Source organism: Ruminococcus sp. YE282, from assembly GCA_900101355.1.
GTDB lineage: Bacteria > Bacillota > Clostridia > Oscillospirales > Acutalibacteraceae > Ruminococcoides > Ruminococcoides bromii_A.
This window is the reverse complement of sequence record FMUV01000050.1, coordinates 1-13,308: the sequence shown is the minus strand read 5'-3', so window position 1 is coordinate 13,308 and position 13,308 is coordinate 1. Positions and strand designations below refer to the sequence as shown.

General features: G+C 37.5%; 9 protein-coding genes and 1 tRNA gene. 6 read left to right on the top strand and 4 right to left on the bottom strand.

Features of this window, described 5'->3' with window-relative positions; genetic code table 11:
- Positions 1-385 precede the first annotated feature (385 nt).
- Positions 386-474, bottom strand: a tRNA-Ser gene (locus BLP46_RS11850).
- Positions 475-801: 327 nt separating this feature from the next.
- Between BLP46_RS11850 and BLP46_RS11845 the strand changes: the two genes are divergently transcribed.
- Genes BLP46_RS11845 through BLP46_RS11830 form a run of 4 tightly spaced genes read left to right on the top strand, consistent with a single transcriptional unit; the run spans position 802 to position 3,750 of the window.
- Positions 802-1,215 carry a Fur family transcriptional regulator gene (locus tag BLP46_RS11845; RefSeq protein WP_092979196.1) on the top strand — a complete coding sequence of 138 codons (414 nt, stop codon included), beginning with the start codon at positions 802-804 and terminating at the stop codon, positions 1,213-1,215.
- On the top strand, positions 1,212-2,183 hold the full coding sequence (locus BLP46_RS11840) for a metal ABC transporter substrate-binding protein (RefSeq protein WP_092979194.1): 972 nt from the start codon (positions 1,212-1,214) through the stop codon (positions 2,181-2,183). The genes BLP46_RS11845 and BLP46_RS11840 overlap by 4 nt, the downstream gene beginning before the upstream one ends.
- Positions 2,184-2,192: 9 nt before the next feature.
- Positions 2,193-2,906 carry a metal ABC transporter ATP-binding protein gene (locus BLP46_RS11835; protein ID WP_092979192.1) on the top strand — a complete coding sequence of 238 codons (714 nt, stop codon included), beginning with the start codon at positions 2,193-2,195 and terminating at the stop codon, positions 2,904-2,906.
- Positions 2,899-3,750: a metal ABC transporter permease gene (locus BLP46_RS11830; RefSeq protein WP_092979190.1), complete on the top strand. Its 852-nt coding sequence runs from the start codon at positions 2,899-2,901 to the stop codon at positions 3,748-3,750. The genes BLP46_RS11835 and BLP46_RS11830 overlap by 8 nt, the downstream gene beginning before the upstream one ends.
- A gap of 100 nt (positions 3,751-3,850) precedes the next feature.
- Here the strand turns inward: BLP46_RS11830 and BLP46_RS11825 are convergent, their stop codons facing one another.
- Entirely contained in the window at positions 3,851-4,156 is a 306-nt protein-coding gene (locus BLP46_RS11825) for a LysM peptidoglycan-binding domain-containing protein (RefSeq protein WP_092979188.1), read from the bottom strand.
- 219 nt (positions 4,157-4,375) lie between these two features.
- On the opposite strand from BLP46_RS11825, the gene pulA (BLP46_RS11820) reads away from it, so the two are divergent.
- Together pulA (BLP46_RS11820) and pulA (BLP46_RS11815) are read left to right on the top strand one after the other, a co-directional pair.
- Complete coding sequence (gene pulA, locus BLP46_RS11820; protein WP_092979186.1) at positions 4,376-7,261, top strand: type I pullulanase; 2,886 nt, start codon at positions 4,376-4,378, stop codon at positions 7,259-7,261.
- A 99-nt stretch (positions 7,262-7,360) separates the two neighbouring features.
- Positions 7,361-10,540 (top strand): type I pullulanase, encoded by a 3,180-nt coding sequence (gene pulA / locus BLP46_RS11815; RefSeq protein ID WP_092979184.1) that lies wholly within the window; start codon positions 7,361-7,363, stop codon positions 10,538-10,540.
- A gap of 91 nt (positions 10,541-10,631) precedes the next feature.
- Here pulA (BLP46_RS11815) and BLP46_RS11810 read toward each other — a convergent pair whose 3' ends face one another.
- Together BLP46_RS11810 and BLP46_RS11805 are read right to left on the bottom strand one after the other, a co-directional pair.
- The gene (locus BLP46_RS11810; protein ID WP_092979182.1) at positions 10,632-11,636 is read right to left on the bottom strand and encodes a DUF2804 family protein; all 1,005 of its coding nucleotides are present in this window, start codon (positions 11,634-11,636) and stop codon (positions 10,632-10,634) included.
- A gap of 251 nt (positions 11,637-11,887) precedes the next feature.
- On the bottom strand, positions 11,888-13,057 hold the full coding sequence (locus tag BLP46_RS11805; RefSeq protein ID WP_092978438.1) for an IS110 family RNA-guided transposase: 1,170 nt from the start codon (positions 13,055-13,057) through the stop codon (positions 11,888-11,890).
- Positions 13,058-13,308: the final 251 nt, after the last annotated feature.

Here is a 13,308-nt window from a genome sequence, read left to right as displayed (position 1 = left end):
AACCGTTTTCGTAATCGTATTTTACATATATTTTCTCTTAAATCTGTCAATTGTCAAAAACAAGCGACAGCTTGACGCTATCGCTTGTCTTTAATTTTTCATTCATTTTCATTTTTCGGTTTACCCCAACTATTGACATTGAGCCTTTTTTCTGCAGCATATTTGATTTCTCCGTTTGAGGGTAATAAAAAAGGCAGATAGATTTTTGCTTTCTATCTGCCTGTGTATCTGATATTTACTTTTCGGGGGTTCAAGTCTATCCGCAAAGGGAAAACGGCGATTTTACATCTGTGTTTCGGTGCAGAGAAAAATCGCCGTTTGGGTAGCAAAAAAGCCCGATATATTCGGGCTTTTCGCAGGAGACATCTTTTTTGTCTCCACATTATGGCGGAGACGGAGGGATTCGAACCCTCGTCCCTCAAGGGGCATCATGATTTCGAGTCATGTCCGTTATGACCACTTCGATACGTCTCCATATATGTTAAACTCCAAAAGGTGTATTAACTCAAATACAAAAATTCAATTATTTTAAAAATTACATATAACTTAACTTTAATTATTCTACTTGTTTTTTATAAAAATGTCAAGCCTATTTTATTATTATGTGATTTAAGTTTATTATTATGTGATTTTAAGTATTAATCACTGTTTTACTTTTATATCTAAGTTATATCTAAGTGTAGGTGTTATTTTATAAGTAAATTTTGCTATGATTGCTTGCGATTAATAGATTTGCTTGACACTGATTTTATATTGTGATATACTAATTTGCGAAACAATCGCAAATTGGAGACGATTTAATTGCCAAAATACATGACTAAGCAACGAAAAAACCTACTTTCATTTTTGTCTGCCCATGCAGATGAGGAATTTTCGGCAAAGCAGATTGCAGAAATGCTTGATGACAGTACAATAAGTATAAGTGCTGTTTACAGAAATCTCGCAGAGCTTGAAAAAGACGGTAAAATACGCAGAATTTCTAAAAACGGAAGCAGAGAGGTATTTTACAGATATATTGATGAAAAACTATGTAAAAATTGTTTGCATTTATCCTGCGAAAAATGCGGAAAAACTTTTCATATGAATATGTCGGGAGCAGATGAGCTTATAAAATCAGTTGCATTGGGCGAAGAATTTGCAATTGACAGGGCTAATACTGTTTTGTACGGCGTGTGCAAAGAATGCCTTAAAGAAGAAAAAGAGGGACAACATTGAGAAATAAATTAATTTCACTGCTGCTTGTGTTGTTGCTTGTTGTCATAACTTTTTCGGGATGCGCAAGCACTTTTAATTTTAATAGCGGAAAATTGTCTATTGTTACAACAATTTTTCCCGAATATGATTGGGTCTCACAAATAATAGGTGATAGTGACAATATAAATGTTACTATGCTGATTAAGAACGGCGTCGATTTACACAGCTATCAACCGTCTACCGAAGATATTGCAAGAATTTCAACCTGCGATATGTTTGTGTACGTTGGCGGTGAATCTGACAATTGGGTAGATGATGTTTTAAAAGAAGCAGTACACAAAAATATGATTGCCATAAATCTTCTTGACGTTCTTGGAGAATCTGCCAAAGAGGAAGAAGAAGTTGAAGGTATGCAGGAAGAAAGAGAATCACATTCAGAAAATGATGAAAAGGAATTTGACGAACATATATGGTTGTCTTTAAATAATGCCAAATTGTTCACTGAAACAATAACTCAAAAAATTTGTGATATGGACAGCAAAAACAAAGATATATATGTTAAGAATGCAGAAAAATATCTTGAAAAACTCAGTAACCTTGATGAGCAATATCAAAACACTATTCAAAATTCAAAACGTAATACATTGCTTTTTGTTGATCGTTTTCCTTTTAGATATTTAGTGGATGATTATAATCTTTCATACTATGCTGCATTTAAGGGTTGCTCTGCTGAAACGGAAGCAAGTTTTGACACAATAACGTTTCTCAGCAATAAAATAAATGAGCTTAATCTTAATTATGTACTAAAACTTGAAAACTCTGATGACAGAATTGCAAAAATAATCATTGATACATCAAAAAAGAAAAATGTTCAAATTATTACAATAGATTCATTACAATCTGTTAAAACGGATGATATAAATAACGGAACGACATATCTTTCGGTTATGGAAAGTAATCTTGAAGTTCTGAAAAAAGCGTTAAGCTAAGGAGAAATTATGGTTCAACTTGCTTGTAAAAATCTTTCCGTCGGCTACGAGGGAAAAGAAATTTTGCATAACATTAATTTTAGCATAAACCAAGGCGATTACCTGTGTATTGTAGGTGAAAACGGTTCGGGAAAAAGTACATTAATGAAAACAATACTAGGCCTTCATTCTCCAATGAGCGGAAAGATAATAACAGAAAACGGCTTGGCTTCGACCAAGATTGGATATTTACCCCAACAAACTGTTGTTCAGCGCGATTTTCCTGCTTCGGTAAAGGAAATAGTAATTTCAGGTTGCCAAAGCAGATGCGGATTCAGACCGTTTTACAATCGTGCTGAAAAGCAGCTTGCAATAAGCAATATGAAAAAAATGGGGATAGAAAATCTTGCTTCAAGATGTTACCGTGAACTTTCCGGCGGTCAACAGCAACGTGTTTTACTTGCCCGTGCGTTATGTGCAACACAAAAAATGCTTTTGCTTGACGAACCTGTTGCAGGACTTGACCCAAAGGTTACCGAAGAAATGTATGAGATTATTTCAAGTTTAAGCAAAAATGACGGCATTACAATAATTATGATTACTCATGATGTAAGAGCCGCACTTAAATATGCCACTCACATACTTCATATTGGCGATGATGTGTTTTTTGGCACCAAAAACCAATACTTATGCCATAAATTCGGAAAAGAATATCAGAGCAAGGGGATGATTGATAATGGATAATCTTTTTGAAAAGATAATTTTTTACTTTCAATTTCCTTTTGTTCAGTATGCTTTCATAGTCGGTATATTGATTGCTTTATGTTCATCGCTTTTGGGAGTAACGCTTGTCCTGAAAAGGTTTTCGTTTATAGGAGACGGTCTCTCCCACGTAGCATTCGGCGCTTTAGCTGTATCAGGAGTATTGAGACTTACAAATGATATGTTGGTTGTTCTTCCTGTTACAATTTTGAGTGCAGTATTATTGTTGAGTACAGGCAAAAACGCTAAAATAAAAGGTGACGCCGCAATTGCAATGATTTCTGTCGGTGCGCTTGCAATCGGCTATCTGTTGATGAATATTTTTTCAACATCATCAAATTTGTCAGGCGACGTGTGTTCAACCTTATTTGGCTCTACATCAATTTTATCTCTGAGCAAAGCCGAGGTTTGGTTGTGCATCATACTGTCGATAGTAGTCTTACTGGTGTATATATTGTTTTATAATAAAATTTTCTCTGTTACATTCGATGAAAATTTTGCACGTGCCACGGGAATTAAAGCAGGTGCATATAATTTGCTTATAGCTGTAATCATTGCGGTTATTATTGTTCTTGCAATGAATTTGGTAGGTTCTTTGCTTATCTCGGCTCTTGTAATTTTTCCTGCATTGTCTTCGATGCGTGTCTTTAAAAGCTTTAGGTCGGTTACTGTTTGTTCGGCATGTTTATCTGTAACCTGTGCTTCACTTGGAATACTTGTTTCAATCCTTGCAGGTACACCGGTCGGTTCAACAATTGTAGCGGTTGATATTTTTGCTTTCATTGTTTTTTATTTCATCGGATTAATAAAAAAGGTAGGAATATAAATTGTTTTGTTTACAGTTTGTCGGAATTTTATATACTTCCGACAAACTGCAAATTTGAATTTTTCATAAACATTCGGCTCTCAATTATTGGGAGTCATTTTTATTTTATTTTTAAAATTTGTCCCGGATAGATAATATTCGGGTTAATCAGCATATTCATATTTATAAGTTCAGCAACTGTGATTCCATATCTTTCAGCTATATTCCAAAGCGTATCGCCCGGGCGAACAACGTAGAATTCTCCGTCAGTTGAACCGGCAGGTATTGTGAGCACCTGTCCTATACGTAAATCGGATGTGGTTTTTAAGTTGTTAAACATAAGAATATCCTGAACAGTAGTATTAAAAAACTGCGCAATTCCAAAAAGTGTGTTTCCGGGACGAACAGTATATTGTATTAATTCCATTTTTATCCTCCTTTGTATCTGTATTATAATAATATGTAAACTGAAAAATATTGACACTTAATTAATAATTTACCACATGTACAATTTGCACATAAAAATAGACTGATTTTCTACTGATTGAATATAATTATTATGATGTTATTTCTAATTTGGAATTAAAAATCGAGATACTTTATGATAAAATGATAAAAAGATTGTATTAATTCGGGAGGCATAGTTTTGCTTTTCAAACGACTATTAACAGGAGCGTTGGCTTTAATTATGATTACAGGAACAGGAATGTTGAGTGTAAACTCAGCTGATAAAAGCGCTAAAACAGATTATCAGGCTTATGCCAAGAATCTTGATAAAACAACTTATTCAGGCAATGATTTAGGTGCGTCTTATTCAAAGGATTCAACTACATTTAAGGTGTGGGCACCTCAGGCAGCAAGCGTAAAGGTGAATATTTTTGAGCATGGCAGCGATGACGAAGGTGATGGTGGTTCAATTGAAACCAAAGTGCTTTCGCTTGATAAAAAGACAGGCGTATGGTCTGTCTCGCTTAAAGGCGACTATATAAATAAATACTATACATATTCTGTAAAAACAGGTGATGATGTTAAGGAAACCGCCGATGTATATGCAAAAGCGTGCGGCGTTAACGGAAAGAGAAGTATGGTAGTCGATTTAAATTCGACAAATCCCGATAACTGGGATAATGACAGACACATACTTGTACCAAATCAAACAGATGCTTCTGTATGGGAAGTATCCGTTGCTGATTTTTCATCTTCTGCTTCAAGCGGTGTAAGTGAAAAACATCGCGGAAAATTTCTTGCGTTTACCGAAAACGGCACAACTGTTGACGGAGTTGAGGAAAACTCTTCAACCTGTATAGATTACTTAAAAAAGCTTGGCGTAAAGTACGTTCAGATTATGCCTTTTTATGATTTTGGTTCGGTTGACGAGAGCAAAGACATAATGGAACAGTATAACTGGGGTTATGACCCGGTAAATTACAATTGTCCCGAGGGTTCTTATTCTACCAATCCGTACGACGGCAATGTGCGCATAAAAGAGTGCAAACAGATGATTCAGGCACTTCATAATGCCGGAATCGGTGTTATTATGGATGTAGTTTACAATCACACATATAATACGGACTCTCCGTTCCAATATACTGTACCGAACTATTATTACAGAATGAATGAAGACGGAACATTCTCTAACGGCTCGGGATGCAGTAATGACACTGCTTCCGAACACGCAATGTTCAGAAAATATATGATTGATTCTGTTACTTATTGGGCAAAAGAATATCATATTGACGGTTTCCGCTTTGACCTTATGGGATTACACGATGTTACCACTATGAATAACATACGTACCGCTCTTGATAATTTGTATGAGGACGGCAGTGGAAAACAAATTATTATGTATGGCGAGGCTTGGAATATGCCGACCAACTGTGATACGGGAACAGAGCTCGCAAACCAGGGAAACTTGAAAAAGATGAGCGATAGAATAGGCGCATTTGACGATACTATCCGCGATGCAATTAAAGGCAGCACGGCAGGCACCGATAAAGGATTTGTTCAGTCAGGCTCCGGAAGAGCTGCTCTTAAAACCGGTATTGCTGGTCAGTCCGACACTACCTCGGGTTGGGCTAATGTTCCGTCGCAATGCGTTACTTATGCTTCTTGTCACGATAATCTCTGTCTCTACGACAAATTGGTCGATTCGGTTTACGGCAATGATGAGTATCGCAAAAGACATGAAGATCTTGTAAGTATGAATAAGCTGTCAGCCGCAATAGTGGCAACATCACAGGGAATACCTTTTATGCTTGCAGGTGAAGAGTTTGCAAGAAGCAAAGACGGAGACGAAAATTCTTTCTCATCAAGCAGAGAAGAAAATATGATTGATTGGAAAAACGTTGATGAATACAGCGACCTAATCGAATATTACAGAGGAATTTACAAAATTCGCGAAAATTTTGCGGCATTCTCAGACAGTACAGCTGCAACCGCTAATAGCATAAATTCTATTGAAAATCCGCCGTCAGGAGTGACAGGTTATATAGTAAATAACACCGAAGACGGAAAATGGAATAAAATGTGTATGATTTTCAACGGAGGCGATGATGAACAAAACGTTTCTGTTGACGGTGAATGGGTAATACTTGCTAATGATGAGACAGCCGGATTACGAAGCCTCGGTAAAGCCTCAGGCAGTGTTAAAGTAGCTGCTCATTCTGCAATTGTTATGGTAGACAAAGATGGTTTTGAAAGCGCAGGAATTTCTGATGATGAAGGCTTGGTTTATGTAAAGTATTATGATGATAAAACAGGAGACCTTATAAAAACTCAGGCTGTGTCGGGTGCAGTCGGAAGTCAGTATGATATTACCGACTATGCAGGAACACTTAATTATGATATAAAATCATCAAGCGGAGACATTAAGGGTGTTTTCACTGATAAAGTAAGTTATGCAAAGGTAAATGTTGAAGAATATGACGGAGCACTTTCAAACGTAATTTTCAAATTTGTTGATGATACCAACGGTGAAGAACTTGCCGATTCATATCAAGTTCGTAATCGTGAGGGGCAGCAGTATTTTACTCCCGAACTGCCAAGCATTGAAAACTATTCGCTGGTACTTGACTCATTGCCTGAAAACGGTGCGGGAAAACTGAAATCCGAAAACATTACTGTAACATATAAATACACAAGAGTAACAGACGATACCGATACTTCTGTATGCAAGGTTAATGTAATTTATATGTCTGATGACGGAAAAATTATAGAGACTAAGACGTTGACAGGAAGTGAAGGAGAACAATACGAGGTACCGCAAAACGAATATGAGGATAAAAACTTAGTTGAACTCCCTAAGAACTTTGCCGGTACATTTCAAAAAGGCGAGATTAATGTCCTTATGAGTTATTCAACGGAACCTGACCCGCTTGCCGAGGTTTTGGTATACGTTTACATCGGTGCAGGACTTATACTTGCACTATGCATTGCTTCTTCAATAATCTCATATTATAAGCGCAAACAAATTCATATGGATAACCTAGAGATAGTAGATTCAATTAATTACAGTGATGACACTGAAAAGTAAGCTTATTAAAAGCACATTATTTAGCAATTTTGCTAAAATATTAGTATCTGAATTTTCTCCGCGCTGCGGATTAAATTATAAAATTTTGGAGGAATTTCTATGAGAACCACAAAGAAAATCGTCTCTGCTGTTCTCGCCGTGTGTATGCTGGCTTCTACAAGTATTGTAACAAGCTTTGCAGCTACTGACACTTCCGAGTCGGTAGGAGCAGACACAAAATATACAACGGCAGCTCAGGAGATTGATAACAAGTACGCTTATAACGGCGATGACCTTGGTGCTACCTATACAAAGGATAACACAATCTTCAAGGTGTGGTCACCGACAGCTACTGAGGTAAAAGTTAATATTTATACAAAGGGCTCAGATAATGAGGATGGTTCTGCAAAGCTTGGAACATATACTTTGGAAAAAGTTATGGAGAACGACGAGTGGACCGGTTTGTGGAGTGTTAATTTGTCAGGCGATTGGAAAAATTATTATTATACTTATTCAATTACTACAACCGACACAACACATATGGGTTCCGACACTACCAAAACTTACGAAACTCAGGATGTATATTCAAAGGCTGTAGGTGTAAACGGCAACCGTTCAATGATTGTTGACCTTAACGATACAAACCCTGACGGTTGGGACAATGACCAGCACATTTTACTTGATAAGTCTACATCTTCACAGGTATATGAGCTGCACATTAAAGATTTTTCTTATGATAAAGATTCAGGTGTATCTGATGCAAACAGAGGTAAGTATCTTGCATTTACAGAGAACGGCACAACTCTGAAAAATGAGGGAGAGCTTTCAACCTGTATTGATTATCTTAAACAGCTCGGTATAACAACAGTTCAGCTTAATCCGTTCTATGATTTCCAGTCAATCGACGAGTCAAAGACTGATGACCAGTTTAACTGGGGTTATGACCCTCAGAACTACAATGTTCCCGAAGGTTCATATTCTTCTGACCCATATGACGGTAACGTAAGAATTAAAGAGTGCAAAGAAATGATTAAAGCTTTGCATGATGCAGGAATTTCTGTTGTAATGGACGTTGTTTACAATCATACATATTCAACTGATTCATGCTTCCAGAAAATTGTTCCTGATTATTATTACAGAATGAATGCAAACGGTACATTCTCAAACGGCTCAGGTTGCGGCAATGAGGGTGCTACCGAACGTGCAATGTACAGAAACTTTGTTATTCAGTCTGTATTGTATTGGGTAAATGAATATCATGTTGACGGCTTCCGTTTTGACCTTATGGGACTTATGGACGTTGAAACAATGAATATGATCAGAGATGCTCTTGATAAGGTTGACTCAAGAATCACAACTTGGGGCGAAGGCTGGACAGGCGGTACATCTAATTATCCAAAGACTACCTGCACAGGCGAACCGTTTTATCAGGCAATTCAGGCAAACTCTACAAAGCTCAACTCAAGAATTGCTTTCTTTAATGATTCAATCAGAAATGCAATCAAAGGCAGCGTATTTGAGAGTGATGAAAAGGGCTTTGTTCAGGGAAATGAAAAGTATGCAAGTGGAATACGCTATGGTGCACGTGCTAACACCAAGAAATACAATTGGCTTGCTCAGGCTCCGTCACAGTGTGTAACATATGCCGCTTGTCACGACAACGCAACTTTGTATGATAAGATAATTTGCTCAACTGATCTTGCAAATTACGATGAAAGATCAGAAGACGCAGTTAAGATGAACAAAATGGCAGGTGCAATGATTAATGCTTCTCAGGGTATTACATTTATGCTTGCCGGAGAAGAAATGTGCCGTACAAAATACGGTGATACAAACAGCTACAAGTCATCTCCTGAAATCAATAAGATTAAATGGCAGAACCTTGTAGATTATGCTGACGTAATCTCTTATTATAAGGGCTTAATTCAGATTAAAAAATCATTTACTCCGCTAACAAGTATGGATAATACATACTTTGATAACTTTACATTCGGCGGTTCAAGAATGACTGAAAAGTCAAACCAGGTTTCTTACGTTATCAAAAACGACCAGGCCGGCGAATGGAATACAATGGCTGTTATTTACAACAGTGCTTCTACCGAGGCAGAAGTTACTCTTCCAAGCACAACAACCGTTAACGATTGGGTAATTATTGCAAACGGAGACATTGCAGGTCTTGATTCACTCGGTGAAGTTACAGGCACAACATTTAAAGTTCCTGCTTATGCAACAATTATTGCAGTTGACAAGGAAGGTTATGAATCAGCAGGATTGAAATCCAACATGGGTAAGGTTGTTGTAAACTATCTTTACGAAAAGAACGACCAGCCTTTGAAAGATGCATTGACTCTTCAGGGTCAAATCGGAAGTAATTATCAGACACCGTCAATTTCTGGAATAGATGATACATACGTTCTTGATAGGGTTGAAGGTGACGAAAAGGGACAGTATTCCGAAGACACAAAAACAGTTACATATTACTTCAAGGATTATGTTCCTGAATCAATTACAAATGCTGACTTTAATAACGACGGCGTAGTAGATGTACTTGATATTACTACTATGCAAAAATACCTTATTAACCCACAGTCAATGACTCCTGAAATCGTTGAGAAATTAGACCTCAATTACGACGGAACTTCTGATGTAAGAGATATTACAATGCTTCAGAAGTATCTTGCCGGCTTTGCGGTTTCTAAGGGTTCAGTAGAGGTTAATTATTACTACCTTGATGCATCAGGAAATAAAAAGGAAATCACTCCTTCAAAGACAATAACAGGCAAGGTAGGCTCTGATTATTCAACAGAAGTATTCAGAGTAGTCGGTTATTCGGTTGACGAAGCAAGTATGCCGAAAAATGCAAACGGTAAAATACCGTATGGCGAAACACTTCAGGTAAATTATAAGTATTCAGCTTCAAGCCCTCAGATTAAGATTCATGTTAAACACAATGGTTCACTTACTTGGGATCCAACTCTTTGGATTTGGGGTTCTGATTTAAGCGGCAAAGACAAGGGCAATTACTCAGGCGGAACATGGCCTGGAGTAACTCTTGAAAACAAAGATGCTGACGGTTGGTATGAATACTCATTTACATATGAAGGTGCAGGAACATACAACTTGATTGTTTCAAACAATGCTACAAATCAGACTTCTGACTACAAGGGCTTTGTTGATAACGAACTTTGGGTAGTTATTAATGATGACCTTTACAACTCAAGTGCAGTTTATATTACTCCATATACTGAGAATCCTGATACAAATCCGGATGCTCCGATAGCACAGTATCATATAGGATAATTTAAAACTTTCCTTAAATGATTAAAGCCACTCGCTTTTGCGAGTGGCTTTATATTTGCATATCAACTACATTTTAAGTGCTTACTCAAAATCAAAACTCAGAAAAAATAAGGTGAGCCTGAGAATTGTCAAGTATAATCGGCTTATCATAATTGACTCTTTTTATACTGCCGTATAACATTCCGAATACAACCGTAGTCTTATCCATAACAGCACTCATCGCCTCTCCTTTTACAGTAAAGGGTCTAAATGTTATGTCTAATGCGGAATATCCTGCTTTAAAGTAATACGGTCTGTCAAATCTTCCGTTTGTGCTTTTTACATTAATCTGAGAGAGCTTTTCTATTTTACCGTCTACAAAAAAGCTGTTCTCATTACCGTATCTGTTGTCACCGACTCTGTTTGCAAGGCAAAGTGAAAACCTTTTGCCGTTAATAATGCAATCGGAACTCAATCTTTGGTAGTTGTGCTTTCTTGGTTTTGAAAAACGTGTCCAATCAAAATAAGCTCTTGCGGTATTTTCGTTAAGAGTATATTCCATTCCGCCTACTTTTATTACGCCTGATGCAACAAACTTTGGCACAAATCTTTTAAGGTAAAAATACTTTCTGTTTCTTTCAAACGGTGCAAGTTCGTTAAGACTTTCACCGCTAATTTTTTTTAGATTAATATTACAATAAAGATTCTTAAGTCCGCCAAAATCAATGAAATCACACTTTATAAATCTTCCGTCAGTGGTGTTGGTTAATTGTAATTGCAATCTTTTATCAGTATAAATTAACTCTCCGTTGTTTCCTGATTCGGGAAGATTATTGTTTATAAGGCTTACTTTTTTTACCACGTAATCGCTTATAACGCCTCCGCGCTTAAGGTCAGCAACTGCGATTTTTACTGCAAACTCAAGTCCGAGATTTTCAACGGAAAGATACAATGAAACTTCTCCGTTATTGATAAAATAGCAGTCACGTTCACTGTGTCTGCCGCTTTTACTTTGCTGTTTGTTATAGATGAATACCGGTGATTTTGCCCATCCCGCCTGCATAACTTCGCCGTTTTGCTCAAAAACATTACACGGCTCTAAAATTTCGTGCTGCAATTATTTCACTCCGTTCCAAAATAATCCATAGTAAATATATCAAAAAATATAATGCGATTCAAGAATTATAACAGAATTGTAAATTTGTAATAAAAAAATACCTTTCAGAATATCATTTTATAATGAAAGACTAACTATTAAAAGTCAATAGGAAAACGAAAAGTTTTCCACAAAAATCAACAATCAGAAAACAGGCACGACAAAAAGAGCAACCGCGTAGTTGCTCGAAAAAATAATCAAGTGAAATAAGGTTATCGCCTGTAAGATTCTCCTGTGGTTTCCAGATGGTAGATCACCCTGACAAGTTTCTTGCAGGCATGAGAAATTGCTACGTTGTAGTGTTTGCCTTCGCTGCGTTTCTTGGCGAGGTATTCGGCAAAGGTATTATCCCAATTACAAACAAACTTCGTGGCGTTGAAAAGAGCGTAACGCAAATATCGGGAGCCGCGTTTCTCCATATGCGAGTACGAAGATGTTAGCTGCCCCGATTGATAGGTAGACGGCGAAAGACCGGCATAAGCGAGAATCTTGTCCGGTGAGCTGAAATTGTCAAAGTCGCCGATCTCGGCAATAATCATAGCGCCCATGCGGTAGCTGATGCCCGGGATGGTAAGGATGGGAGAATTGATTTCGTCCATGATAATCTCAATGTGAAACTCAATCTCCTCGATCTCTGCATCAAGCTCTCTGATGAGCTTGATAGTGTGTTTGAGCTCCAACGACTTGGCAGGCATATCCGAGCCGATAGAGTTTTTTGCATCAATGCGAATTTCTTCCGCTCTTTCCTTGCCGTAACGCCCTTTAGAAGCGGTTGACAGGAGATTGGTCAGCTTGGTGAGATGAACAGAAGCAATTTGCTTAGCGGACGGATATTGGCTCAACAACTCATAAACAGAAGCCATATGAAGCGTAGAAACCAGCTTTTCAAGTTCAGGGAACAGTATGTTAACCAATCTTGCGACAGAGGTCTTAAGCTTTGCGCGTTCCTTAACTTTATCAAATCTGTATCTTGTTAGTGACTTTAGCTCTTCGTTGTGGTATAATGTGTTTGAGTAGGACTTTAAGTTCACGTCAGACAACAACATAGCTGCAATGGTATGAGCGTCTACCTTATCCGTTTTCGTCTTTCTAAGGCTTAGACTTTTTCTGTAAAGATTTGTATGTAACGGATTGATAACGTAGGTTGGTAGCCCTTTATCAAGGAGATAGCCCAGAATATTGTAGCTGTAGTGTCCGGTGGCTTCGAGTCCTACTTTTACTTTTGTAAAATCATTTGCCACAGAGCAAATCTTCTCGTAAAGGCTGTCAAAGCCCTCGCGGTTGTTTTGAATGACAAAGGGGTTGAACAGAACCTCCCCTTCTGAGTTCATGATAAAGCAATCATGCTTATCCTTTGCAACATCAATTCCGATAACAATCATACAAATACCTCTTTCATAGTAGTTTCGATACTGCTTAGAGCCACAATGCTCTTTGCGATTGTAACCTTGTTTCACATAAACCGTCGTGCGGTATCTAACTGATTAACAACTGTACAAAGAGACTGTGGTTAGAGCCTTTCTTTGACCGTCTTGCGGTAGGAGACAAAAACTAATCCACAGTATCTCTAACAGTATAGCATACAGTCCTTGGAGAGGGACTCTAATAACTACTACTCTATAATACAAGGAGA